21 protein-coding genes and 7 tRNA genes are annotated in these 25312 nt (G+C 39.1%); 8 read left to right on the plus strand and 20 right to left on the minus strand.

Annotated elements, in window-relative coordinates:
• Positions 1-19: 19 nt before the first annotated feature.
• The 3 genes from ybeY to miaB are packed head-to-tail and all read right to left on the minus strand — an operon-like array spanning position 20 to position 3000.
• Positions 20-487 (minus strand): rRNA maturation RNase YbeY, encoded by a 468-nt coding sequence (gene ybeY / locus NBG71_RS00260; protein ID WP_075671597.1) that lies wholly within the window; start codon positions 485-487, stop codon positions 20-22.
• Complete coding sequence (locus tag NBG71_RS00265) at positions 480-1541, minus strand: PhoH family protein (protein WP_250916443.1); 1062 nt, start codon at positions 1539-1541, stop codon at positions 480-482. The genes ybeY and NBG71_RS00265 overlap by 8 nt, the downstream gene beginning before the upstream one ends.
• A gap of 28 nt (positions 1542-1569) precedes the next feature.
• On the minus strand, positions 1570-3000 hold the full coding sequence (gene miaB / locus NBG71_RS00270) for a tRNA (N6-isopentenyl adenosine(37)-C2)-methylthiotransferase MiaB (RefSeq protein ID WP_075671599.1): 1431 nt from the start codon (positions 2998-3000) through the stop codon (positions 1570-1572).
• Positions 3001-3205: 205 nt separating this feature from the next.
• Here miaB and ubiF point away from each other — a divergent pair, with 205 nt between their 5' ends.
• Complete coding sequence (gene ubiF / locus NBG71_RS00275) at positions 3206-4393, plus strand: 3-demethoxyubiquinol 3-hydroxylase (protein ID WP_202983525.1); 1188 nt, start codon at positions 3206-3208, stop codon at positions 4391-4393.
• A 54-nt stretch (positions 4394-4447) separates the two neighbouring features.
• On the opposite strand, the gene fghA is transcribed toward ubiF, so the two are convergent.
• From fghA to nagB, 13 genes are all read right to left on the minus strand, one after another.
• Positions 4448-5278, minus strand: a complete 831-nt coding sequence (fghA, locus tag NBG71_RS00280; protein ID WP_075671601.1) for an S-formylglutathione hydrolase — start codon at positions 5276-5278, stop codon at positions 4448-4450.
• Between the two features lie 53 nt (positions 5279-5331).
• On the minus strand, positions 5332-6444 hold the full coding sequence (locus NBG71_RS00285; RefSeq protein WP_075671603.1) for an S-(hydroxymethyl)glutathione dehydrogenase/class III alcohol dehydrogenase: 1113 nt from the start codon (positions 6442-6444) through the stop codon (positions 5332-5334).
• Between the two features lie 19 nt (positions 6445-6463).
• Positions 6464-6739 carry a metal-sensing transcriptional repressor gene (locus NBG71_RS00290; RefSeq protein WP_036938507.1) on the minus strand — a complete coding sequence of 92 codons (276 nt, stop codon included), beginning with the start codon at positions 6737-6739 and terminating at the stop codon, positions 6464-6466.
• Between the two features lie 255 nt (positions 6740-6994).
• Positions 6995-7079: transfer RNA gene (locus tag NBG71_RS00295), tRNA-Leu, on the minus strand.
• Between the two features lie 50 nt (positions 7080-7129).
• Positions 7130-7204: transfer RNA gene (locus NBG71_RS00300), tRNA-Gln, on the minus strand.
• Between the two features lie 5 nt (positions 7205-7209).
• A tRNA-Met gene (locus NBG71_RS00305) sits at positions 7210-7286 on the minus strand.
• 32 nt (positions 7287-7318) lie between these two features.
• Positions 7319-7393: transfer RNA gene (locus NBG71_RS00310), tRNA-Gln, on the minus strand.
• A 41-nt stretch (positions 7394-7434) separates the two neighbouring features.
• A tRNA-Gln gene (locus NBG71_RS00315) sits at positions 7435-7509 on the minus strand.
• A gap of 27 nt (positions 7510-7536) precedes the next feature.
• Positions 7537-7621, minus strand: a tRNA-Leu gene (locus NBG71_RS00320).
• Between the two features lie 7 nt (positions 7622-7628).
• A tRNA-Met gene (locus NBG71_RS00325) sits at positions 7629-7705 on the minus strand.
• 411 nt (positions 7706-8116) lie between these two features.
• Complete coding sequence (nagC, locus tag NBG71_RS00330) at positions 8117-9349, minus strand: DNA-binding transcriptional regulator NagC (protein WP_088493435.1); 1233 nt, start codon at positions 9347-9349, stop codon at positions 8117-8119.
• Between the two features lie 13 nt (positions 9350-9362).
• A complete protein-coding gene (nagA, locus tag NBG71_RS00335; protein WP_075671605.1) occupies positions 9363-10523 on the minus strand; it encodes an N-acetylglucosamine-6-phosphate deacetylase in 1161 nt (386 codons plus the stop codon).
• A gap of 124 nt (positions 10524-10647) precedes the next feature.
• On the minus strand, positions 10648-11454 hold the full coding sequence (gene nagB / locus NBG71_RS00340; RefSeq protein ID WP_075671607.1) for a glucosamine-6-phosphate deaminase: 807 nt from the start codon (positions 11452-11454) through the stop codon (positions 10648-10650).
• A gap of 354 nt (positions 11455-11808) precedes the next feature.
• On the opposite strand from nagB, the gene nagE reads away from it, so the two are divergent.
• The 4 genes from nagE (at position 11809) to NBG71_RS00360 (ending at position 19138) form a co-directional block, all read left to right on the plus strand.
• Entirely contained in the window at positions 11809-13851 is a 2043-nt protein-coding gene (gene nagE, locus NBG71_RS00345; RefSeq protein ID WP_075671609.1) for an N-acetylglucosamine-specific PTS transporter subunit IIBC, read from the plus strand.
• Between the two features lie 197 nt (positions 13852-14048).
• The gene (gene glnS / locus NBG71_RS00350) at positions 14049-15716 is read left to right on the plus strand and encodes a glutamine--tRNA ligase (RefSeq protein ID WP_099659827.1); all 1668 of its coding nucleotides are present in this window, start codon (positions 14049-14051) and stop codon (positions 15714-15716) included.
• A gap of 638 nt (positions 15717-16354) precedes the next feature.
• Positions 16355-17749 carry a chitoporin ChiP gene (chiP, locus tag NBG71_RS00355; protein ID WP_098943876.1) on the plus strand — a complete coding sequence of 465 codons (1395 nt, stop codon included), beginning with the start codon at positions 16355-16357 and terminating at the stop codon, positions 17747-17749.
• Positions 17750-18298: 549 nt separating this feature from the next.
• Positions 18299-19138, plus strand: coding sequence for a DUF817 domain-containing protein (locus NBG71_RS00360; protein ID WP_075671615.1), 840 nt, complete (start codon positions 18299-18301; stop codon positions 19136-19138).
• Between the two features lie 79 nt (positions 19139-19217).
• Here NBG71_RS00360 and fur read toward each other — a convergent pair whose 3' ends face one another.
• From fur to ybfF, 4 genes are all read right to left on the minus strand, one after another.
• Entirely contained in the window at positions 19218-19664 is a 447-nt protein-coding gene (fur, locus tag NBG71_RS00365; protein ID WP_023581171.1) for a ferric iron uptake transcriptional regulator, read from the minus strand.
• Between the two features lie 189 nt (positions 19665-19853).
• On the minus strand, positions 19854-20381 hold the full coding sequence (gene fldA, locus NBG71_RS00370; protein WP_004244384.1) for a flavodoxin FldA: 528 nt from the start codon (positions 20379-20381) through the stop codon (positions 19854-19856).
• A 273-nt stretch (positions 20382-20654) separates the two neighbouring features.
• Positions 20655-20963: a LexA regulated protein gene (gene ybfE / locus NBG71_RS00375; protein ID WP_075671657.1), complete on the minus strand. Its 309-nt coding sequence runs from the start codon at positions 20961-20963 to the stop codon at positions 20655-20657.
• A 211-nt stretch (positions 20964-21174) separates the two neighbouring features.
• Complete coding sequence (gene ybfF, locus NBG71_RS00380) at positions 21175-21957, minus strand: esterase (RefSeq protein ID WP_250916444.1); 783 nt, start codon at positions 21955-21957, stop codon at positions 21175-21177.
• Positions 21958-22416: 459 nt separating this feature from the next.
• On the opposite strand from ybfF, the gene seqA reads away from it, so the two are divergent.
• The 3 genes from seqA to NBG71_RS00395 all read left to right on the plus strand — a co-directional run bounded on the left by seqA (position 22417) and on the right by NBG71_RS00395 (position 25312).
• On the plus strand, positions 22417-22968 hold the full coding sequence (seqA, locus tag NBG71_RS00385) for a replication initiation negative regulator SeqA (protein WP_075671617.1): 552 nt from the start codon (positions 22417-22419) through the stop codon (positions 22966-22968).
• A gap of 74 nt (positions 22969-23042) precedes the next feature.
• Positions 23043-24683: a phosphoglucomutase (alpha-D-glucose-1,6-bisphosphate-dependent) gene (pgm, locus tag NBG71_RS00390; protein ID WP_075671619.1), complete on the plus strand. Its 1641-nt coding sequence runs from the start codon at positions 23043-23045 to the stop codon at positions 24681-24683.
• Between the two features lie 146 nt (positions 24684-24829).
• On the plus strand, positions 24830-25312 hold the full coding sequence (locus NBG71_RS00395; protein ID WP_075671621.1) for a YehS family protein: 483 nt from the start codon (positions 24830-24832) through the stop codon (positions 25310-25312).

A 25312-nucleotide genomic window follows, 5' to 3' on the forward strand; every position in this document is an offset into this window, starting at 1 on the left:
CATAAAAATAAGAGAACTGTTACTCTTTTTCAATTAAATAGGGATCTGCATAACCTAAATTTTGTAAGATTTCTGTCTCTAAACCTTCCATTTCTTCGGCTTCATCATCTTCAATATGATCATAGCCCAAAAGATGTAGACATCCATGAATAACCATGTGTGCCCAATGTTCTTCAACAGTCTTACTCTGTTCAACCGCCTCTTTTTCTACTACTTGACGGCAAATAATCAAATCACCTAATAGAGGCAATTCAATTTCAGGCGGAGCCTCAAAAGGAAAAGAAAGTACGTTAGTCGGTCTGTCTTTTCCGCGATAAGTGAGGTTCAGTTCGTGACTTTCTGCTTCATCAACAATGCGAATAGTCACTTCACTTACAGGTTGAAATTGCGGTAACACCGCTTCCAACCATGTCATAAATTGGGCTTCAGTAGGAAGCCCTTGCGTATTTTCACTAGCTACTTGTAAATCAAGGATAACTTCACTCATGATTTTCTCTCTGAAGCTTCTCTTTTTCTGCTTTGATAGCTTGGCGACGTTTTTGATCTTCCGTTTCCCAAGCTTCATAGGCGATAACGATTTTGGTAACCACAGGATGGCGAACAACGTCTTCACTGTGGAAAAAGTTAAAACTTAAGTCATTGACATCAGATAAAACTTCAATGGCATGACGTAAGCCTGATTTATTGCCTCTTGGCAGGTCAATTTGGGTAATATCCCCAGTGACAACCGCTTTAGAGTTAAAGCCAATACGCGTTAAGAACATTTTCATCTGTTCGATAGTGGTGTTTTGGCTTTCATCAAGAATGATAAAGGCGTCATTTAATGTGCGTCCACGCATATAGGCGAGGGGCGCGACTTCAATGACATTACGCTCTATTAGTTTCTCAACTTTTTCAAAACCTAACATCTCAAATAACGCATCATAAAGTGGTCGTAAATAGGGATCGACTTTTTGACTTAAATCGCCCGGTAAAAAGCCCAGTTTTTCCCCGGCCTCAACCGCAGGACGCGTTAATAAAATACGACGCACTTCTTGACGTTCTAGAGCATCAACAGCAGCAGCAACAGCCAGATAAGTTTTCCCTGTACCCGCAGGCCCAATACCAAAAGTAATATCATGGGTCTGGATGTTGGCAATATATTGTGCCTGATTTGGTGTGCGAGGTTTTATCACCCCTCGCTTAGTTCGAATATTGGTCGACTTCCCAAATTCAGGAACATGCTCATCACTTTGCTCAAGCACACGGCTTTCTTTGATTGCTAGGTGAATTTGTTCAGGGTCGATATCGGGGATCACGCCTTTAATTGGCGAAGTTTCCACATACAGGCGACGTAAAATACCTGCGGCTGCATTGACACACAATGATTTTCCCGTGAGTTTAAAACGGTTATCACGATGATTAATCTCGATACCTAAACGGCGCTCAAGTTGCTTAATATTATCGTCAAATGGGCCACATAGGCTCATTAAACGGGCATTGTCAGCTGGCTCTAAGAAGATTTCTTGGGTCGCTACCTGTGCATGTGCTATTACTGTCACTGATTATCCTTTTGTTAAATCTGATCAATTAAGGTTGGTAAACACCTACCCCTAATTCATCTTCTTTACGTGTACGTGCAATAACGGATTCTGGAGATTCGTGAATACGTAAATCCATTTGATCTTCCGTTCTAACGACTTTACCACGTAGTGAGTTGGCATAAACGTCAACAATCTCAACATCAACGAATTTACCAATCATATCCGGTGTACCTTCAAAGTTAACCACACGGTTATTCTCAGTACGACCAGAAAGCTCCATCACATTTTTACGTGAAGGTCCTTCGACCAGAATACGCTGTACAGTATTTAACATTGCACGGCTAAAGTTCATCGCTTGCTGATTGATGCGTTGTTGTAGCAGATATAAACGCTGTTTCTTCTCATCTTCACTGACATCATCAGGTAAATCTGCAGCTGGTGTGCCTGGACGTGCTGAATAGATGAAACTAAAGCTCATATCGAAATTAACATCCGCAATTAATTGCATGGTTTTTTCAAAGTCGTCTTGAGTTTCACCCGGGAAACCAATGATAAAGTCTGAACTTATCAGAATACCAGGACGTGCTTTGCGTAGTTTGCGAATGATGCTCTTATATTCAAGCGCAGTATGGTTACGCTTCATTAATGTTAGAATACGGTCAGAACCACTTTGTACTGGTAAGTGTAAATAGCTGACTAATTCTGGTGTATCTTCATAAACGGCAACAATATCGTCAGTAAATTCGATAGGGTGGCTGGTAGTAAAGCGAACGCGGTCAATACCGTCAATTGCGGCGACTAAGCGTATTAATTCAGCAAAACTACAAATTTGACCATCAAAAGTTGCACCACGATAGGCGTTAACGTTTTGACCTAGCAAGTTTACTTCGCGCACACCTTGTGCCGCTAATTGAGCAATTTCAAATAGCACATCATCACAAGGACGGCTAACTTCTTCACCGCGAGTGTAAGGAACTACGCAGAAAGAGCAGTATTTGTTACAGCCTTCCATAATGGAAACGAAAGCAGAAGGGCCTTCAGCGCGAGGTTCTGGTAAACGGTCAAATTTTTCGATTTCAGGGAAGCTGATATCGACAACTGGGCTTTTAGTCCCTTTAACCTGATTAATCATTTCAGGCAAACGGTGTAAAGTCTGTGGTCCGAAGATAATATCGACACACTGCGCACGTTGACGGATGTATTCACCTTCTTGAGAAGCAACACAACCGCCGACGCCAATGATAATATCGGGTTTATTATCTTTAAAATATTTCCAACGTCCTAACTGATGAAAGACTTTTTCTTGTGCTTTCTCACGGATAGAACAGGTATTTAGCAGTAGAATGTCCGCATCTTCGGCGACATCGGTTAACTGATAACCGTGGGTGCTTTCGAGTAGGTCTGCCATTTTGGATGAATCGTACTCATTCATCTGACAGCCCCAAGTTTTAATGTACAGTTTTTTTATCGTCGACATTGTGTAAATCCGGTATTTTCAGTGAGACAATAGCTAATCATTGGAAAACGTTGCGTGTAATAAGCCAATAAGGCGGTTATTGTAGTCATTTGTGTGGTCAGTGACTAGAGCAAGTCGGCGCTAATTCTCTATGGCGTTTAGTTTAATAGAAATAAACTGAAACAGCGCTTACCTATTATTTAAAGTAATGAGTTATGGCATAACAATGATGAGTAATGTAAAAAACGATTTTGATGCAATCATCGCTGGTGGCGGGATGATTGGCGCTGCTGTTGCAATTGGGCTGGCGCAAGAAGGATTGCGTGTTGCAATGATTGAACGACAGTCTCCAGCACCTTTTGATGCGTCATCTCATCCTGATATCCGTATTTCTGCGATTAGTTGCGCGTCCGTTAGTCTATTAAAACAATTAGGTGCATGGCAACATGTTTTAGCTATGCGTTCTGCGCCTTATCTTACCTTAGAAACATGGGAAGAAGAAAATGCCCATGTAATCTTTGATGCTAAAAGCTTAGGTTTACCTGAATTAGGATATATGGTTGAAAACCGAATTTTGCAATTAGCTCTTTGGCAAGAGGCTGAACGTTATAGCAATATCACCTTATTATGTCCAAATAGTCTAAGTAAAATGACTTATTTAGATGATAAATGGAAAGTGACGCTTTCTGATGGCAGTGAAGTCACTACAAATTTAGTGGTAGGTGCGGATGGTGCAAATTCTCAAGTGCGCCAATTTGCGGGTATTGGTAGCAATGGCTGGCAATATCGCCAATCTTGTATGCTGATCACGGTGAAAACAGAATTACCCCCTGAAAAGGGCACATGGCAACGCTTTTACCCTTCAGGACCTCGTGCTTATTTACCGCTTTTTGATAATTGGGCTTGTTTGGTTTGGTATGATTCGCCTGACAGAATTAGAAAACTGCAAAACATGTCGATGGTGCAGTTAGAAAAAGAAATTCAACACGCTTTCCCTGCGCGATTAGGTAAAGCGACACCTATTGCGGCAGGTTCATTCCCATTAACACGTCAGCATGCAAGTCGTTATGTTGATAAAGGAATTGTTTTGTTGGGAGATGCTGCTCACACCATTAATCCATTAGCAGGACAGGGCGTTAACTTAGGTTATCGTGATGTGGACTGTTTCTTGGACTTAGTGGCTGAGGCTAAAAAACATTTTGAGCCTTGGGATTCAATGGCGTTATTGAAAAAATACCAGCGTCGTCGTATGCCTGATAATTTAGTTATGCAAGCGGGTATGGACGTATTTTATCACGCCTTTAGTCACCAACTACCGGGTTTAAAAGTCGTTAGAAATATCGGCCTTTTAGCCGCTCAACATGCAGGAAAAGCGAAAGAAGCGGCATTGCGTTATGCGTTAGGTATTAAATAATTAGAAATGCGATGATCTGAGTTGGATATCAACAATAAGATCATCGCATAATTGTTACGCTTTTAAATGCTTGGCATGAAAAGCAATATGCTCGCCAATAAAACTCGCCACAAAATAGTAACTGTGATCGTACCCTTGATGTAAATTCAATTGATAAGGGAACTGTTTTGTATCGCAAGCTTGTGCAAATAATTCAGGCTTCAGTTGCTCTTGATAGAAAGGATCATCAAGTCCGACATCAACACGCATAGGTAACACACTTTCTGCTTGGTTAATTAATTCAACCGCATCATATTGTTGCCACTGTGTCATATCATCGCCTAAATAAGCGCTAAACGCTTTTTTACCCCAAGGAACAACTGATGGTGCCACAATTGGAGAAAACGCTGACACACTGCTGTAGCGTGCCGAATTTCGCAATGCAATCGTTAATGCACCATGTCCACCCATTGAATGTCCACTAATAGCTCGTTGATGAGTCACTGGAAAATGCGTTTCTATTAGCGCAGGAAGTTCATCAACAATGTAGTTATACATATTGTAATGAGCATTCCACGGCGATTGTGTCGCATTAAGGTAAAAACCAGCACCTTGTCCTAAATCATAAGCACTATCATCAGCGACATTTTCACCGCGAGGGCTAGTATCAGGTACCACTAAAACAATGCCGTGTTGTGCCGCAAATTGTTGAGCACCTGATTTAGTAATAAAATTTTGCTCGTTGCAGGTTAAGCCTGATAACCAATATAAAACAGGGTATTTTTGCGCTTCTTCCATAGGAGGAAGATAGATGGCAAATTTCATCTCACAATTTAACGTCTTTGAAGTATGTTGATAAACTTCTTGCCAACCCTCAAAACAGGCGTGACGTTCAATCCTTTCCATTTTGACTCCTTTAAAAACAAAGACAAACCTATGAGACATAGGTTTGAGAATGATTAATCGAAATGAATAACAGTTCGGATTGATTTACCTTCGTGCATTAAATCAAAAGCTTCATTAATTTTTTCTAATGACAGTTTATGAGTAACAAAAGGTTTAAGTTCGATATTACCTTTCATTGCATCCTCAACCATTCCGGGTAATTGACTACGTCCTTTAACACCGCCAAAAGCAGTACCTTTCCATGAGCGCCCTGTAACTAATTGGAATGGACGGGTTGAGATCTCTTGTCCTGCACCGGCTACACCAATAATAATGGATTGACCCCAACCGCGGTGTGCACTTTCTAACGCGGCTCTCATGACATTAACGTTACCAATACATTCAAAAGTATGGTCAACACCCCATTGTGTCATTTCAACGAGTACTTGTTGAATAGGCTTGTCGTAGTCGTTAGGATTTAAGCAGTCAGTTGCACCAAATTGGCGCGCTAATGCAAATTTTTCAGGATTTGTATCGATAGCAAAAATACGACCAGCTTTGGCTTGTCTTGCACCTTGAAGAACGGCAAGACCAATACCGCCTAAACCAAACACAGCTACAGAGTCACCTTCTTGCACTTTTGCTGTATTGTGAACCGCGCCAATACCTGTTGTTACGCCACAACCTAATAAGCAAACTTCTTCGTGATTGGCTTCTGGATTGATTTTTGCCAGAGAAACTTCGGCCACCACAGTGTATTCGCTAAAAGTAGAGCATCCCATATAGTGATAAATAGGCTGTCCGTTGTAAGAAAAACGTGTTGTCCCATCTGGCATTAAACCTTTACCTTGCGTTGCTCTGACTGCAACACATAAGTTTGTTTTTCCTGATTTACAAAATAAGCATTCGCCACATTCAGCGGTGTACAGCGGAATAACGTGATCGCCCGGTTTAACACTGGTGACACCTTCACCGACTTCGACAACCACACCTGCGCCTTCATGACCAAGAATAGCAGGGAATACACCTTCAGGATCATCACCAGAAAGCGTAAAAGCGTCTGTATGGCAAACGCCCGTGTGGCTGATTTTTATGAGTACTTCACCTGCTTTTGGTGGCATCACATCAACTTCAACGATTTTTAAAGGTTCTCCTGGTCCAAATGCGACCGCAGCACGAGATTTCATGGTGTATCCTTTTTTGTTATTAACGCAGGTAAGTGCGGATAAGTGAAATAGCATCATCAACGGAATTTTTTTGATCTTCAGGAGAAGCGACGGCATCCATAAGACCTTCACGTAAATGACTTTCGAGCACACCGGCCATCAGGCCGTTGATAGCACCTCTGATGGCGGCAATTTGTTGTAATACCTGACCGCATTCGTTTTCATTTTCAAGGGCAGTTTCTAATGCAAGAAGTTGCCCTTTAATTTTTCTTACACGAGTTAACGCGGCTTTTTTTTCTGCTGGTGAGTGTGGCATACATAATCCTTAAATATACTATAGGGGAGTATAGTATTTAGAGGGGGGGTATGTACAGAGAGAGCAATAATATGTGGAATGATGAGAATAAAAATGCTGGTGTGGAGCTTATTGCTCTTTGAGAGAAGGGGAATAAAAAAATGGAGAAGAAATGATATTTAGATAACGGATAGGAAAAACGTAAGAGACAAAAACAAAAAAGACCCGCTATGCGAGTCTTATCTGTTGATTCGTGATAAACACGTTAGTAATCAATGGTGCGGGAGGCGAGACTTGAACTCGCACACCTTGCGGCGCCAGAACCTAAATCTGGTGCGTCTACCAATTTCGCCACTCCCGCAACAACTTGGAGAAAAAAAGACTCGCTCAGCGAGTCTCTCTTTCAAAATATGGCTGGGATACCAGGATTCGAACCTGGGAATGCCAGGATCAAAACCTGGTGCCTTACCGCTTGGCGATATCCCAAAAAATGGTGGCTATGACGGGATTCGAACCTGTGACCCCAACATTATGAGTGTTGTGCTCTAACCAGCTGAGCTACATAGCCGTATTGAATCTAGCTGTCTTTCTGTTGAAAGATGGCTGGGGTACCAGGATTCGAACCTGGGAATGCCAGGATCAAAACCTGGTGCCTTACCGCTTGGCGATACCCCATCCGCTAATTCAATTGTCAACACACTTATTTATCAGAAATATGGCTGGGATACCAGGATTCGAACCTGGGAATGCCAGGATCAAAACCTGGTGCCTTACCGCTTGGCGATATCCCAACTGATAAATTCTTGACGAGGTTAAAATGGTGCGGGAGGCGAGACTTGAACTCGCACACCTTGCGGCGCCAGAACCTAAATCTGGTGCGTCTACCAATTTCGCCACTCCCGCAAAAAGATGGTGGCTATGACGGGATTCGAACCTGTGACCCCAACATTATGAGTGTTGTGCTCTAACCAGCTGAGCTACATAGCCATCTTTTTTTTGCATAACCTTCGTCGGCGTTGCGGGGCGCATTATGCGTATTACAGACAAATCCGTCAACTGCTTTTTGCATTAATTTTCGAGAAACGTGTCCGTTTGCTCGATGGTTAATCATTTTGTCGAAAAAAGATCCAAAAAACAACCTTGTTGATGAAAAATATCTCAAAGAATAAGGCGCAATAGTGTGTGAATAAAAAGAAAAAACAAAGCAGTAAGAGAAATGATATTAAGTCAAAGAGGGGAAAGATGGAGAACAATGGGTATAAAAAAAGAAATGAGGTGAAAAACTCACGCTACATTTCTTTTTCTTTGAATATTACTGATTGAATTTTAGACTTATTTCACAATAAAAATCAGAAAAGTACAGATTCAACGCAAAAAGTATAATTTATCAACGATAAATTACTTTTCTAACAGCTGTTGAAGTAATTCTCCGTTAAGCATCGCGCGTTTAGTCAAGGCAAAAGCCCCTATGGCAGAACGATGATCAAGCTCTGATGTGACGACAGGAAGCTCTTCTCTGAATTCTTTTAATACTTGTGTATTAATGCAACTTTGAATTGAGGGAAGTAAAACTTCAGCTGCTTCAGTCAATTCACCCGCTAAAACTACTTTTTGTGGGTTAAATAGGTTAATGGCAATTGCAATAGCTTTACCTAAGTGTAAACCCACTTGTTTGATGGTTTCGACTGCTAGTGGGTCATTTTTAACCGCGGCTCGACAAATATCTTGGATTTGGCACTGTGTTGGCGATAAATACTGGCTTGGATAGCCTTGCTCTAATTGATAGCGCACTTTGGCTTCGATAGCTGTATTGGATGCGATCGTTTCTAAACAACCAAAGTTACCACAATGGCAACGCTCACCTAGAGGATCGATTTGAATATGACCAATCTCGCCTAAGTTACCACGTTGATTGAGCAGAATTTTATTATTAATAATAACACCAGCACCTGCACCACGATGGATCCGGACTAGTAATGAGTCTTCACAATCTCTTGTAGCACCAAAATAGTTTTCAGCTAGTGCAAGACTGCGAATATCATGCCCAGCATAGCAAGGCAGGCTAAAACGTTTTTCTAAGCTATTTACAAGAGCCCAATTATCCACTTTCATATGAGGCATATAACGAACAATGCCTTTATTTGGATCAACAAGACCGGGTAAGATCACAGAAATTGAAATAAGCTCACGAATACGACGCTGATTTTGTTTAATAAAATCATCAATTGCATTGATAAGCAGAGCCTCAACTTCATTTTGAGTACTTTGCTCTAAAGGGTAGTGTTGCTCAATGATGACTTTTCCACTTAAATCATAAAGAGCAACAGTGGCATCATTACGCCCTAATCGCACACTGACGGTATTAAAATTACGGTGTTCAACAATAATAGAAATTGCGCGACGTCCACCAGTTGATGCTTGTTGATCAACTTCTTTAATTAAGCCTCGTTCAAGCAACTGACGAGTAATTTTAGTCACACTGGCTGGCGCTAGTTGGCTTTGTTCGGCTATTTGGATACGGGAAATTGGCCCGTGTTGATCAATCAGTCGATACACAATCGCACTGTTAAGTTGTTTAACAAGATCGATATTGCCAATTTGCGTTTCAGTGTTGTTATGACTCATCAGCATATACATCCATTAGTTATTCAGTTATTTCGATACCATTGACAAACGTTGTACAAAGGTTGAAGTCCTTATCAAAAGAAGCAAGGTTAGCAATTTTTCCAGCTTCAATTGTTCCCAATTCTTTTTCCATTCCAATTGCACGAGCAGGATACAGTGTTGCCATCCGCAATGTTTCATCTAATGGAATGCCTACATGGATCACGCTATTTTTAATTGCACCAATCATGGTTAGTGATGATCCGCTTAATGTGCCATCTGCATCGACACAAAGGCCATTACGATAATATATGGTTTTACCAGCAAAAACGAAGCTATCCATCTCATTTTTGCTAGGATCAAGCCCTGCAGGCGCAGTTGCGTCTGTGACTAAAAGTAGTTTTTCGCCTTTCAAACGCTTACTGTTACGAATATTTGCCCATGAAACATGTAAACCATCAGCAATGATACCAGCATAAACTTCAGGTGTATCATAAATGGCACCTACAAGTCCTGGGCCTCTGCCTGTAATATAAGGCATTGCGTTGTAAAGGTGAGTCGATAATGAGATACCATTACGAAATCCTTTACGTGCTTCTTCATAAGTTGAATTAGAGTGACCGGCAGAAACAATGATACCTGCTTTGATTAATTGACGAACATACTTTTCATCAACCATTTCTGGTGCAAGGGTGATTTTGGCGATGACATCAGCGTTATCGCACAAATAGCTAATCATCTGAGCACTCGGTTGACGAATAAATTGTGGATCATGAGTCCCTTTTTTAATCACATTGATATATGGGCCTTCTAAATGTAATCCCAACACTTTATTTTCATGTTTCTTCATATAAGCACGCGTTGCTTCAATGCCTATTTTCATCAATTCATCAGAACAGGTAATTAACGTTGGTAAATAGCTAGTGCAACCTAAGCGTTCATTCGCTTTTTGCATAATTTCTAATGTTTCAACGGTGACATTTTCAGGCGTGTCATTAAATTGCACACCACCACAACCATTTACCTGTAAATCAATAAAACCAGGAGAGACAATTGCACCTTTCATATCACGAACAGCGATATCTTTTGGCAGTTGATCCTGTGGGCAAACCTGCTCAATACGGGAGCCGTTAATAATAATGGCGTGGTTTTCTAAACGGTCGTAACCTGTATAAATAACAGCATTTGTTAAGGCAAACATACCTTTGTCTCCTGATAAGGGAAGTCATTCTAAAAAGCCGATATCAGCCAGCAAATTCTGGCTGATAAGTAAGAGAGCTTAGCCTTTTCCGCTACTTAATCAGTAGGTACTTATTTTACTAAACTTAGTCTTGGTATTTCTGACACTCTTGCGCTTCAATCTGTTGGAAGTAACGCAATGTTTTTACACGTAATTCCATTGTTGCAGGATCATCACACACTAAAATTGCTTTAGGGTGAAGTTGAACACAGGAAATCGTCCATAAATGGTTAACAGCGCCTTCTGTTGCAGCATGTACTGCTTGCGCTTTATTAAAACCAGTTGCCAAAATCATTAATTCTTCAGCGTCTAATAATGTGCCTACACCAACTGTCAGTGCATATTTAGGAACATGATTAACATTATTGTCGAAGAAACGTGAATTTGCTAAGCGTGTATCTTCAGTTAGCGTTTTCATTCGAGTGCGTGAAGAGAGTGATGACGCAGGTTCATTAAACGCAATGTGACCGTCGTTACCTACACCGCCCATAAACAGATTGATTTTGCCATAAGACTTGATTTTAGCTTCATAGCGTTCGCATTCTGCTTGTGGATCTTCAGCATTACCATTTAATAAATTGATATTTTCATCTTTAATATCAATATGATTAAAGAAGTTTTCATACATAAATGTACGATAACTTTGTGAATGATCTGATGGAATACCAACATATTCATCCATATTGAATGTCACAACGTGTTGGAAGCTGACTTTTCCTGCACGATGTAATTCAATTAACTCTTTATATGTCGCCAATGGCGTGCCACCAGTCGGTAAACCAAGTACGAAAGGGCGCTCTGCTGTTGGATTAAACGCGTTGATTTTCTCAACGATATAATTTGCAGACCACTTACCAACTTGTTTTGCCGTGGATAGGGGGATTAACCTCATAGTAACCTCATAGAAAAAAGACAAATCTGATAACTCAGTAACGTGTTATTTCATCGTGTGATTATCAGTGGCTCATCTATAACACGAATTTCTTTTCATTTTTAGCTGATGATCGAAATGTCCCGCCAAAAGATATTTTTAATCATAAAATAAGCTTTCTGACTTAGCCAGCATTTCAGCTAAAAATTATACGACATTAGTGACTTTAATCACAAATTATGACTAATTAATTTGCGATACGAAATAATTTTTTTAGACTAAAAATGGAATTAAATAATTAGCTCATCAATTTTATTATAAAATATGAATGAGTATGAATAAGATCCCGCATAGGGGCTATCCAAGGGGGAGTTTGTGAATATTTTAAGTTATCTGCAGAAGATAGGACGGGCACTGATGGTGCCTGTTGCTACATTACCTGCAGCAGCAATTCTGATGGGGATTGGCTACTGGATTGACCCAGTAGGCTGGGGTGGCGATAACGCGCTTGCTGCCTTACTTATCAAATCTGGTGCTGCTATCATCGACAATATGTCAGTCTTGTTTGCTATTGGTGTTGCTTATGGTATGTCGAAAGACAAAGACGGTGCTGCCGCTTTAACAGGATTTGTAGGGTTTTTAGTCGTGACAACGCTTTGCTCTCCAGCAGCAGTGTCAATGATCAAAGGCCTGCCTTTAGAAGAGGTTCCAGTTGCTTTTGGTAAAATAAATAACCAGTTTGTTGGGATCTTGGTTGGTGTACTTTCTGCCGAGCTTTATAATCGCTTTAGTAGCGTTGAACTGCCTCGCGCACTGTCATTCTTTAGTGGCCGTCGTTTAGTTCCTATTCTAACCTCATTTTTAATGATCATCGTCGCCTTTATTCTGATGTATATCTGGCCTGTGATTTATGGCGGATTAGTCAGCTTCGGTGAAAGCATTAAAGATATGGGAGCATTAGGTGCGGGTATCTACGCATTCTTTAACCGTTTATTAATTCCGGTCGGTCTACATCATGCGTTGAACTCTGTATTCTGGTTTGACGTTGCAGGTATTAACGATATTCCTAACTTCCTAGCAGGTCAGCAAGCTATCGATTCTGGCTTAGCAACTGTGGGTGTAACCGGTCGTTATCAAGCTGGTTTCTTCCCAGTAATGATGTTTGGTTTACCGGGTGCGGCTCTTGCGATCTATCACTGTGCACGTAAAGAGAACAAAGCAAAAGTTGCTGGTATCATGATTGCAGGTGCATTTGCTGCCTTCTTCACAGGTATTACTGAACCGCTTGAATTCTCCTTTATGTTCGTAGCACCTGTGCTCTATGTTATTCACGCATTCTTAATGGCGATTTCTGTTTATATCGCTGCAAGTATGGAGTGGATTTCAGGGTTCGGCTTTAGTGCAGGCTTAGTGGATATGTTCTTATCTTCACGTAACCCACTGGCTGTTCATTGGTATATGCTGATTGTTCAAGGTATTGTTTTCTTCTTTATCTATTACGGTATTTTCCGTTTCACTATCACCAAATTCAACTTGAAAACTCCGGGTCGTGAGGATGACGTGGTTGGTGATGAAACTGCTGATGGTTATGATGAAGATATCAAAACAGCGCCAGCAAATAGTAAAGAAGGTATTCAACAAGAAGCTCGTCAATATATTGCGGCTATCGGTGGCTCAGATAACTTAACGGGCATTGATGCTTGTATTACCCGTTTACGCTTAAATGTAAAAGATGCCACAGTTGTTAATGATGCCTATGCAAAACGTTTAGGCGCATCAGGTGTTATTCGCTTAAACAAACAAAGTGTTCAAGTGATTGTGGGTACACGAGCTGAATTAGTCGCTAACGCTATGCGTGATGTATTAACACAAGGCCCAGTTGCCGCTTATGAAGGTACATCTGCTTCAACTGTGTCTACTGAAAAAACACCGGTAAAACAAGCTAATGCTAATGCAAAAGTGTTACTTGAAATGATTGCGCCTTTTGATGGTGAAGCTGTGGCATTGAAAGATGTACCAGATGAAGCGTTCTCTAGTGGTGTTGTTGGGGATGGTATAGCAATCAAACCAACCTCTAATATCGTGATGGCGCCTGCGACAGGTACTGTTGTTAAGATTTTTGATACAAACCATGCATTTTGTATCGAGACTGACAATGGTGTCGAAATCATTGTGCATATGGGAATTGATACCGTTGCATTAGGTGGCAAAGGCTTTAAGCGTTTAGTTGAAGAAGGTGCAGACGTTAAAGTCGGTCAACCTATCTTAGAATTAGATCTTGAATATTTGAACGCTAATGCCAAATCGATGATAAGCCCTATCATTGTTAGCAATATCGATGATTTTGATAAGATTGCTGAACAAGTTGCCGGTGTTGTCGTTGGAAATAAAACGGTTATCTACAACGTGTTAAAATAAATTCTATCTAGATATTTAATCCTCTATAAAGAGATGGTTAAATAAGACGATAAAACGGGGAGTCTTTCGAACTTCCCGTTTTTTTATCTCTATTTTGATAAATATCTCAGGGGTGTATTTAGCTAAGGTATTTATGAAACCTGCTTATTGGATTATAGTGGGTTAATTATGCGTTTTGCTTTGAGGAAAAAATGACCATGAATGAGGCAGATGCCCGCCCAACGAACTTTATTCGTCAAATTATTGACGAAGATCTGGCTACTGGAAAACATAATAGCGTTCACACGCGTTTCCCACCTGAACCTAATGGCTATCTTCATATCGGCCATGCGAAATCAATTTGCCTGAATTTTGGTATTGCTAAAGATTATCAGGGAAAATGTAATCTACGTTTTGATGATACCAATCCAGTAAAAGAAGATATTGAGTACATCAACTCAATTCAAAAAGATGTTCAGTGGTTAGGTTTCCAATGGGAAGGTAGCATTCATTACTCCTCAGATTATTTTGATCAACTTTATCAATATGCGATTGAGCTGATTAATAAAGGCTTAGCTTACGTTGATGAGTTAAGTGCTGAAGAAATTCGTGAATACCGCGGTACATTAAAAGAGCCAGGTAAAAACAGCCCTTATCGCTCACGTAGCGTAGAAGAGAACTTAGCACTGTTTGAAAAAATGCGTGCTGGTGGCTTTGAAGAAGGTAAAGCGTGTTTACGTGCGAAAATTGATATGGCATCACCATTTATTGTTATGCGTGATCCTGTGCTTTATCGTATTAAATTTGCTGAACACCACCAAACTGGAAATAAATGGTGCATTTATCCAATGTATGATTTTACCCACTGTATCTCTGATGCACTGGAAAATATCACACATTCTTTATGTACTTTAGAATTCCAAGATAACCGCCGTTTATATGATTGGGTTCTGGATAATATCACTATCCCTTGTCATCCTCGTCAATATGAATTCTCACGTCTTAATCTTGAATACACTGTGATGTCAAAACGTAAGCTGAATCAGCTTGTGACAGAAAATATTGTGAATGGTTGGGATGATCCTCGTATGCCAACAATTTCAGGCTTACGTCGCCGTGGTTATACCGCAGAATCTATCCGTGAATTTTGTCTACGTATTGGTGTGACGAAACAAGAAAATAACGTCGAAATGGCAGCCCTGGAATCTTGTATTCGTGATGACTTAAACGAAAATGCACCACGCGCAATGGCAGTTATCGATCCTGTTCGTTTAGTGATTGAAAATATGCCAGAAGGTGAAGAAATTCTTATTGCGCCAAATCACCCGAATAAACCAGAAATGGGTACGCGTGAAGTGCCATTTAGCCGTGAGATCTATATTGATCGCGCTGACTTCAAAGAAGAAGCAAACCGTCAATATAAACGCCTGGTGCTAGGTAAAGAAGTACGTTTACGTAATGCTTATGTTATTAAAGCGGAACGTGTTGAAAAAGACGAAAAAGGCGAAATTACGACCATTTATTGTACCTATGATGCAGAGACTCTAAATAAAGATCCTGCTGATGGACGTAAAGTAAAAGGCGTTATTCACTGGGTAAGTATTCCACATGCTATTCCTGCTGAAATCCGTCTTTATGACCGCCTGTTTAGCGTACCAAACCCAGCGGCAGAAGATGATTTCTTATCAACAATTAACCCTGAATCATTAGTTATTCGTGAAGGTTTTGTTGAACGTAGCTTAAAAGATGCAGCTATCGAGAAAGCGTATCAATTTGAGCGTGAAGGCTACTTCTGTGCTGATAAGCTTTCAACAGCGGATAAACTTGTGTTTAACCGTACTGTGGGCTTACGTGACACTTGGGCGAAGATTTCTCAACAAGGTTAATCTGACGTACTTTAAGTCACATTAGTATCTTAATGAATAAAATGCTCGGTAATTGCTTATCGAGCATTTTTTTATCAGTTTTACAGCTTATTTCTCTTCATTTTTCATCTATTGATATTAAATATTTACTATTCATAATTTAATTAATCTCTTATTTTTTCTTTTTTTAGGTGATAAATTTCTATTTGTTTCGTTTGAAATAGTTTATTCACTATCGCTTTATTCTTTTGTTTTTTCAGATCATCACGCTAAATAAAGCTGTAATAAGAAAAGTGTGATTCACACCTCATATTTTACATCGTTAAAAAAGATTATTTATAAATACTACTTATTATTCCTTTTTATAAAAACGAAATCTTATATCGTTTAAAGATTGGTTTGTAAAATGCAATAAAATCAAAGTATTATATTTATTTTTAATTAATCCTTATAAAAGCAAGAAAATGAAACGATCATTTAGTTATGTGTCCTTTGTCATATTTTGATAAAAATTCTTTTTTTTAGGTTGATAATTCGCGTCGCGAAAAATATGCTGTTTCTAACCTAATTTAGGTTTTTTCCCCATTTGGGGTTTTATATTTGGAAATAGGCATTGTGCTTATTTCTTTTTTAGTCAAAGTCAAAGAGGAAACAATGCTATGGTTATGCAACATGCTAAACCAGGCAGGGTGGCACTTGCCGTTATGGGCGCATTGCTTGTAACTGCACTACCTGCAAAAATGTCTCATGCTGAAGGGTTTATTGATGACTCAACCTTAACAGGCGGTCTTTTTTATTGGCAACGTGACCGTGATAGAAAAGAGTTAACACCAAATAGCCCTGATTACGGCAAATACAAAGCTAACTTACACCATTCTACTTTCAACGCTAATCTAGATTTCTCATCAGGTTACCTCGGTAATTTTATTGGTATTGATTTAGCTGCCTTTGGTGCGGCTGAATTGAATAACAGTGGCCCAGCGGCACCTAACGAAATCGGTTTTAGTGATGCAAAAAGTCGCTGGGATGAAAAATGGACTGGCGATCGCAGCGGCATGAGCGTTTATAAAGCGGCTGCGAAATTCAAATTAGGCAACTTCTGGGCTCAAGGTGGATATATTCAACCTAAAGGCCAAAGCTTATTGCGTCCACATTGGAGCTTCTTACCGGGAACTTACCGTGGAGCTGAAGCGGGTGCTGTCTTTGATTTCGATAAAAGTGGTGAATTGTCTTTCTCCTATATGTGGACCGATGAATACAAAGCACCATGGTATCGGAATATGTACAATTTCCGTAAAGCTGATCTAGAAACGAATATCAGCTATCTTCACTCTTTCGGCGCCAAATATGATTTTAAAAACAGCCTAGTATTAGAAGCTGCATTTGGTCAGGCCGATGGTTATATCGATCAGTATTTTGGTAAAGTTTCTTATGATTTTCCAATTGCTGACAATGCATTAAGAACGTCTTACCAATTCTACGGTGCTAAAGATAAAGTTACCGGTGGAGGTGTTAATGACGTTTATGATGGGCTGGCATGGTTACAAGCACTAACTTTTGGTTATACCTACAATGTATTTGACTTCAAAGTAGAAGGAACATGGGTTAAAGCTGAAGGTAATCAAGGTTATTTCTTACAACGCATGACCCCGGGCTGGGCAACCTCTAATGGTCGTCTTGATGTCTGGTGGGATGGCCGTTCTGACTTTAACGCCAATGGTGAAAAAGCACTTTATGCTGGCGTTATGTATGATCTGAAAAACTGGGATCTGTCAGGCTGGGCAGTAGGTACTTCTTATGTTTACGCATGGGATGCTAAGCCAAGTGGTAAAGCGATTTATGACCAAGGTCAGCGTATCAGAGAAAGTGCATGGAATGCGGATATTATGTATACGGTTCAAGAAGGTCGCGCTAAAGGTACTCTCTTTAAGCTTCACTATACCCGTTATGATAACCACTCCGATATTCCAAGTTATGAAGGTGGTTTTGGTAATATTTTCCAAGATGAAAAAGACGTTAAGTTTAACGTGATTATGCCATTCACTATTTTCTAATATCATCATAAGGATAAAGTGTATTAATTGCACTTTATCCTGAATAAAACTAAAAAAGCTAAATACGATTACGATAAGTAAAAATAAGTAGTAGAAAGGTAGGGATGTAGTAATTAAAAAGAGCTTTATAAATAAGCCTTGTTAATAAAGTGAAATTATCAGCAGCAGTAAGAAGTAGAAAAGTAGAAGTAAAAGAGTAAAAGCAGTAAAGAGTCGTTTTAAAATCGCAGTATGTAGTAAAAGTAATGAAGTAAAGTCGTCATGTCATGTCGTCTGAGATAAATGTGAGTGGGTTATGTTTATCTCCTGTGTTTTAGTTATTTCGCAGAAGTTGCGTAAGGTATTTACCCTAAGTAAAGGCAGTCAGAGTGGGTATCGTAGTGGGGGGTAAATACCTTTATTTTTTCATTCCTTTCTTTTTCGTCCTTTTCATCCTTGTAGGTTTTTTTATTCTATGGCAAATTTCTTGCCATTCATTTTATCTTACCTCACCTTATTTATTATTCTGCATTGCATGCTGTTTAATAATGCAAATTTTCAGGAAGAAGCATGTTAAAGCGATTGGACGATTTTTTATTAGAACCACCATTGAAGCCCTTTAAAGGTATAAAACGATTTATTGTTGAATTTCTTTTTTTTGGTGTCAAAGAGGCGCGTTCTTGTTTATTTGCCGGTTTTTTCTTTTTTATTTTATTTGCTACACCAAGTAAAGGTGTCTTTGGTATACCCCGTTATGATGTGCTTCTTATTCTTGCTATCGCTTTTCAATTATGGATGGTGTGGGGAAAGTTAGAGACATGGGATGAATTAAAAGCGATCTGTTTTTTCCACATTGTTGGTTTTGTGATGGAATTATTTAAAACATCAGCAGCGATTGGTTCATGGAAATACCCTGATTTTGCTTACACGAAATTGTGGGAAGTTCCTTTATTTACCGGATTTATGTATTCCGCGGTAGGAAGCTATTTAATTCAAGCATGGCGTTTTTTAAAAGTGCGAATTGAACATTATCCGCCTTATTGGCTGGCAACATTAGTTGCTCTTGCGATTTATATCAATTTCTTTTCTCACCATTTTATTGGTGATTATCGTTGGTACTTAACCGCCTTTATTTTAGGTCTTTATGCTCGTAGTGTGGTTTATTTTACACCTTATGATACAGAGCGAAAAATGCCCTTATTACTTGCTTTTGTTCTGATAGGTTTCTTTATTTGGCTTGCTGAGAATTTCGGAACATTTTTTGGTGTTTGGCAATATCCTAACCAAATTGGTGCTTGGTCTGCTGTACATGCAGGCAAATGGGGCTCTTGGTCACTATTAGTTATTGTTACATTTACTATTGTGGTTCATTTAAAACATATTAAACACAGTATCAGTGTGACTAAGTAGAGTTATCCTCGGATTTTAGGCAATAAAAAAGGAACTGTAGACAGTTCCTTTTTTTTACTGAGAGATTATCCAGAATGAATTATTTCTCATCATGTGCGTGGCTATCTTCTTTACAATTGCCTTCAGCGCAGTGGCCATATAAATAAAGGCTATGATTGGAAAGCTTGATACCATGACGTTCAGCGATGTTTCTTTGGCGTAATTCAATTGCATCGTCTGTAAACTCGATAACTTTGCCACAATCAAGACAAATTAAATGGTCATGATGGTGTTGCTGAGTTAATTCAAATACTGATTTACCACCTTCAAAATTATGTCGGGTAACAATACCAGCATCATCAAATTGGTTTAAGACGCGATACACTGTTGCCAGACCAATCTCTTCACCGATATCGATGAGTTTTTTGTAGAGATCTTCAGCACTGACATGATGGCACTCAGGATCCTGGAGCACTTCCAAGATCTTTAAGCGAGGAAGTGTAACTTTTAACCCAGCATTTTTTAACGCTTTATTATTGTCGGTCATGCGGATTTAATCCTGTTGCTAATGGTGAATTTAATTTTTGTGCTCACAAATAGGTTTTATTCGTTAATACTCGGGTGAATAAATAACCTCATTGATTATAGGCATGATATTTAAAAATAAACACCCCACCTATCACACTATCTTAGCACACCATTGAATAATTATCATTCTCAATATTGAGTATTTCTTTTATCCCAGAATTTCGTCTAGGCTCATTTCTTCTTTGATTTGAGCAACCCAAGCATCAACACGCTCTTCGGTTAATTCTGGTTGACGATCTTCATCAATCGCAAGACCGATAAAGTGATTATCATCTGCGAGCCCTTTAGAGGCTTCGAAATGATAACCTTCTGTTGGCCAATGACCTACGATAACAGCACCACGAGGCTCAATAATATCGCGGATAGTACCCATTGCATCACAGAAATATTCTGCGTAATCCTCTTGGTCACCACAACCAAAGAGTGCAACAAGCTTACCATTGAAATCAATATCTTCTAGTGTTGGGAAAAAATCATCCCAATCACATTGTGCTTCACCATAATACCAAGTAGGAATACCTAGTAACAGAATATCGAACGCTTCGATGTCTTCTTGACTGGATTTTGCAATATCATGAACTTCAGCATTATCAGCGCCCAGTCTTTCTTGAAGCATTTTGGCAATATTTTCAGTGTTGCCAGTATCACTGCCGAAGAATATTCCTATGATTGCCATAAAGTGAGATAACCTCTTTTATTCTAAATTCGTTATATTTCAAATTGTAGCGTTATTGACTACGTATATTTTCACAAGTCACATACTGCTTGTATGTTTCTAATGACTCATTCACTTGCCACCTAGCTACACTTCAAAATATTTAGAGTATATTTGTCTGTGTTTGAACAATTACTAGTGAAAGATAAGCATTGTGTTTTCATAATAGAAAACTAAAAATGTATTTTGACGAAAATAGCAGGCTAATTCTGTCGAATTTGTGTGGTTTATCTGCTAGCTATTCTTGTTTTGATGCATTTTTAAGGCGTGATTTTGCGCCAATTGCTCTAGTAATATTTCTTCAATAAGCTCACTACGACTGACGTTTCTTTCTGTCGCCAACTCATTGAGAGCATTTACAGCATCTTCATTTAATTTTAACTCAACTCGACGTAAACCATTAACTCTGTCACGTCTTAATTGATTGCGTTTATTAATTCTAAGCTGTTCATCCCGAGAAAGCGGGTTTGTTTTAGGTCGCCCAGGTCTGCGTTCATTTGCGAACAAATCCAGTGTGGTGCGATCAGTTTGTTCTTTTGCCATAAATTTTGCTGTGAAAGGGCGTATACCAATGACTAATTGCGAAACGCCCAATAATACCCCACATAGTGATGTCTCGCCACTGCTTCCTGACTTTAACCTATTGTGATTTGGTCTTTTTATCAACAGACACTGTTTTTAAGTACAATAATTATACATTCTACTAAATTATCATTTTTTCAGTGGCATTATTTTAAGTCGTTAAGTTTCTTAACTAAGCTTTCTCTAAAAAACGACGAATTGCCTTAATAACGGTATCTGGTTTTTCTGAATGAACCCAATGCCCAGTGTTTGCAACAACAAAAGCGGCCGCGAGAGGAAATTGGCGAGCTATATTTTCACGATATTCATCTAAGATATAAGGTGATAAACCGCCTCGAATAAATAATACAGGATGATGCCAAGCAGGCACTTCTTGCCAGCCAATAATGTCTGAATAGGCATTTTTTATTGCAGGTAAATTAAATAACCACTCACCATTTTTGAATGATTTTAGTAAAAATTGGATCACACCTTCTTCTTCAATAAAAGGACGCATGATTTCCACCGCATCTTGACGGCGTGTAACTTGAGCTTTTGTTACGGCTTCAAGTGCAGCAAAAATTTTATCATGGCGACGAACGTTATAAGCAACAGGTGACATATCAATCACAACAATATTGGCGATTCGCTCAGGGGCTAATGCTGTCATCGCCATCGCAATTTTGCCTCCCATTGAGTGACCAATAATAATGGCTTTTGAGACATTTAAACTATCAAGTAATGTGAGCACATCTTGCGCCATATCTTGATAATTCATACTTTCACTGTGAGGAGAATGCCCATGATTACGCACATCGATTTGTATCACGGTATTATCTTGGCGAAGTGCGCGACCTAAAACGCCTAAATTATTCAGATCACCAAAAAGGCCGTGGATCAAGACGATAGGTAAATTGGATGCAGGTGTCGTTTCAGGTTGGTGTAATTGATAATTTAATAATGTATTGAGTTTCATATTAATGACCAAAATAATTGCGATTTTCTTCTATGATGACATGCACAAGGTGCTAAGCCAACTTATCGTAATAATATGAAAGAGTGATGAAGTTCAGAAATAATTGATAAGGGAAATTTATAAAAAACCATAAAAACACCATTATCTAGATATATATTCCAAATTTGTTTAAAAAGTTGAAATCTTGACATTACTCAAAAATAAATAATTAGAATTTTATATTATTTTGGGGCTGGGTGGTGTGATATAGCGGAATTTAAAGCTGACTTTGTGCGAATAAGTTCAAAGAATAGAAGATGATACCGAGATAAACAATAGGATAAATACCGAGCTTAGCCTTTAAAACGGTAGGATCTTGAATAAATCCTCTTTAAGTTATTGAAATTTTACCTATTTTGTTTTTAAAGATTATATCTTATAATCCTAATTACTTTTTTTTGAAAACAGTACTGGGTAGCAATGAAAAAGATAGAAATTGATGACGAACTTTACCGCTATATTGCTAGCGAAACTAGACATATCGGTGAAAGCGCTTCAGATATTTTAAGGCGTCTACTGAAGCTCGATGCCAAACAGCCCGCACAACCAGTCGTTGTCACTGAGTCAGTACAAACTCCTGTGATTAAACAGGAAGCTGAACCTAAATCGATTACACCAGCAAAAAATCCGATCCGTGAAATGCGAGAACTGCTGTTATCTGACAGTTATGCAGAAAAAACAAAATCAGTTGATCGCTTTTTACAGATCCTTTCTACGTTATATAGCCTAGATAGCGCTACTTTTACTCAATCTGCTGAAACAGTACATGGACGAACACGTATCTATTTTGCTGGTGATGAACAAACACTACTCGATAGTGGACGTCATACAAAACCGCGCCATATTTCAGGCACGCCGTTTTGGGTTATCACTAACTCGAACACAGAGCGTAAAAGAACGATGGTACAAAGCATCATGCAGGATATGCAATTTCCTGCAAATGAGATTGATAAGGTGTGTGGAACTATCTAACCACTATTGTTAATTGATGCATTGCAAAGGCTTTTGTTTAAAGCGTGATTGTGATGTCAAATAGGAGAAGATTTGTGGCAATTCATCCAAGAGCAGGGCAGCATACTCGTCAAAGTGATCTGATTAATGTGGCGCAATTAACGTCTCAATATTATTCACTTAAACCACAAGCTAGCAATAACGCTCATCGTGTGAAATTTGGTACATCTGGTCATCGCGGAAGTGCAAATCGCCATAGCTTCAATGAAGCACATATTTTGGCGATTGCACAAGCTATTGCTGAAGTACGTGCTAAAAATGGAGTAACAGGGCCATGTTACGTGGGTAAAGATACCCATGGACTGTCAGAGCCTGCATTTATTTCTGTTTTAGAAGTGCTTGCTGCCAATAAAGTTAAAGTGATTATTCAAGAAAATAATGGTTATACACCAACACCTGCGGTCTCTTTTTCTATTTTGACATACAACGAAGCACATCAAGATATTGCTGATGGTATCGTGATCACTCCATCTCATAATCCACCTGAAGATGGTGGTATTAAATATAATCCATCAAATGGTGGACCTGCTGATACAGATTTAACTTCAGTTATTGAGAAACGTGCCAATGAACTACTTGAGAATAATTTAGCGGGCATCAAACATCTTTCTTATGATGAAGCATTAGCAAGTGGTTATATTCAAGCTCAAGACTTAATTATGCCTTATGTCAAAGCGTTAGGTGACGTTGTTGATATGGAAGCAATTAAGAAAGCTGGTTTAAAATTGGGTGTTGATCCATTAGGTGGCTCTGGTATCGAATACTGGAAATGCATCGGTGAGTATTATGGCCTTGATCTTGAATTAGTTAATGATCAAGTTGATCAGACCTTCCGTTTTATGACCTTGGATCATGATGGCGTTATTCGTATGGACTGTTCATCACCTTGGGCAATGGAAGGTCTATTACAATTGCGTGATAAATTCGATTTAGCTTTTGCTAACGATCCTGATTACGATCGTCATGGTATTGTGACTCCTTCTGGTTTAATGAATCCTAATCACTACTTAGCTGCTGCAATTAACTATCTTTTCCGTCATCGTCCACAATGGGCTAAAGATGTAAAAGTGGGTAAAACACTGGTTTCAAGTGCAATGATTGACCGTGTTGTGGCTGATTTAGGTCGTGAACTAGTAGAAGTACCAGTTGGCTTTAAATGGTTTGTTCAAGGTTTATTTAGTGGTGAGTTTGGCTTTGGTGGTGAGGAAAGTGCAGGTGCATCTTTCTTACGCTTTAATGGCAAACCATGGTCAACCGATAAAGACGGCATCATTTTATGTCTGTTAGCTGCTGAAATGAAAGCGGTAACAGGTAAAGATCCGCAAGAGCATTATAATGAATTAGCACAACGCTTTGGTTCACCTAGCTATAACCGTATTCAAGCATCAGCAACTCATGAACAAAAAGCGCTGTTGTCACGCTTATCACCTGAAATGGTGACTGCAAGCACATTAGCAGGCGATCCGATTACTGCACGTTTAACACATGCATCAGGTAATGGCGCATCTATTGGTGGCTTAAAAGTGATGACTGATTACGGTTGGTTTGCTGCTCGTCCTTCTGGTACTGAAGAAGCATATAAGATTTACTGTGAAAGCTTCCGAGGCCCTGAGCATCGTGAGTTAATTGAAAAAGAAGCGATTGAAATAGTAAATAATGTTTTTGCTAACAAATAAGTTAGTGCTATAAACTATTTATATAGAATACACTCTCCCCAAAGGTAGAGTGTATTTTTTTAATTATTGAATATTTTTAGATCACAGCATTGATATCCATCATTGAGGTTGATTTAGAATTAAAAATAGAGTGGATAATCAATACAATGCAAAATAATTTTGTTTTACGAAGTGTACGTTACATGCTGGACCTAAGTGATGCACATGTTGTTGAAATCATGAAATTGGCTGATTTCACAGTTACAAAAGAGTTAGTAAATAGCTGGCTGAAAAAAGATGATGAACCTGAGTTTGTCGAATGTGACGACAATGCAATGGGACATTTTTTAAATGGTCTAATTTTTTATCGTCGTGGAAAAGATGAAAACTTCCCAGCACCTGAAGTTGAAAAGCGTATTACAAATAACATTATTCTAAAAAAACTGCGTGTCGCTTTTGAATTAAAAGATGTGGATATTCTAAAGATTTATGAGCTTGCGGATTTCCGTGTTTCTAAGCCTGAATTAAGCGCTGTATTTCGTAAACCAGGACATAAAAACTACCGTAACTGTGGCGATCAGCTTGTAAGATACTTCCTGAAAGGATTAACCGAAACCCTACGTGGTAAAGGTAAAGCAGTTAAGAAATAA

The organism is Proteus sp. FZP2095 (assembly GCF_023701425.1).
GTDB lineage: Bacteria > Pseudomonadota > Gammaproteobacteria > Enterobacterales > Enterobacteriaceae > Proteus > Proteus cibarius.

What these genes read in the sequence shown, in the direction of transcription:
- NBG71_RS00360 (WP_075671615.1), top strand. Translation starts at nt 18,299, where the DNA reads ATGTTAAAGCGATTGGACGATTTTTTATTAGAACCACCATTGAAGCCC.
- fldA (WP_004244384.1), bottom strand. Translation starts at nt 20,381, where the DNA reads ATGGCAATCATAGGAATATTCTTCGGCAGTGATACTGGCAACACTGAA.
- glnS (WP_099659827.1), top strand. Translation starts at nt 14,049, where the DNA reads ATGAATGAGGCAGATGCCCGCCCAACGAACTTTATTCGTCAAATTATT.
- ybeY (WP_075671597.1), bottom strand. Translation starts at nt 487, where the DNA reads ATGAGTGAAGTTATCCTTGATTTACAAGTAGCTAGTGAAAATACGCAA.
- chiP (WP_098943876.1), top strand. Translation starts at nt 16,355, where the DNA reads ATGGTTATGCAACATGCTAAACCAGGCAGGGTGGCACTTGCCGTTATG.
- seqA (WP_075671617.1), top strand. Translation starts at nt 22,417, where the DNA reads ATGAAAAAGATAGAAATTGATGACGAACTTTACCGCTATATTGCTAGC.
- NBG71_RS00285 (WP_075671603.1), bottom strand. Translation starts at nt 6,444, where the DNA reads ATGAAATCTCGTGCTGCGGTCGCATTTGGACCAGGAGAACCTTTAAAA.
- miaB (WP_075671599.1), bottom strand. Translation starts at nt 3,000, where the DNA reads ATGTCGACGATAAAAAAACTGTACATTAAAACTTGGGGCTGTCAGATG.
- NBG71_RS00290 (WP_036938507.1), bottom strand. Translation starts at nt 6,739, where the DNA reads ATGCCACACTCACCAGCAGAAAAAAAAGCCGCGTTAACTCGTGTAAGA.
- ubiF (WP_202983525.1), top strand. Translation starts at nt 3,206, where the DNA reads ATGATGAGTAATGTAAAAAACGATTTTGATGCAATCATCGCTGGTGGC.
- nagB (WP_075671607.1), bottom strand. Translation starts at nt 11,454, where the DNA reads ATGAGGTTAATCCCCCTATCCACGGCAAAACAAGTTGGTAAGTGGTCT.
- NBG71_RS00395 (WP_075671621.1), top strand. Translation starts at nt 24,830, where the DNA reads ATGCAAAATAATTTTGTTTTACGAAGTGTACGTTACATGCTGGACCTA.
- ybfE (WP_075671657.1), bottom strand. Translation starts at nt 20,963, where the DNA reads ATGGCAAAAGAACAAACTGATCGCACCACACTGGATTTGTTCGCAAAT.
- fghA (WP_075671601.1), bottom strand. Translation starts at nt 5,278, where the DNA reads ATGGAAAGGATTGAACGTCACGCCTGTTTTGAGGGTTGGCAAGAAGTT.
- nagC (WP_088493435.1), bottom strand. Translation starts at nt 9,349, where the DNA reads ATGCTGATGAGTCATAACAACACTGAAACGCAAATTGGCAATATCGAT.
- fur (WP_023581171.1), bottom strand. Translation starts at nt 19,664, where the DNA reads ATGACCGACAATAATAAAGCGTTAAAAAATGCTGGGTTAAAAGTTACA.
- nagA (WP_075671605.1), bottom strand. Translation starts at nt 10,523, where the DNA reads ATGTTTGCCTTAACAAATGCTGTTATTTATACAGGTTACGACCGTTTA.
- ybfF (WP_250916444.1), bottom strand. Translation starts at nt 21,957, where the DNA reads ATGAAACTCAATACATTATTAAATTATCAATTACACCAACCTGAAACG.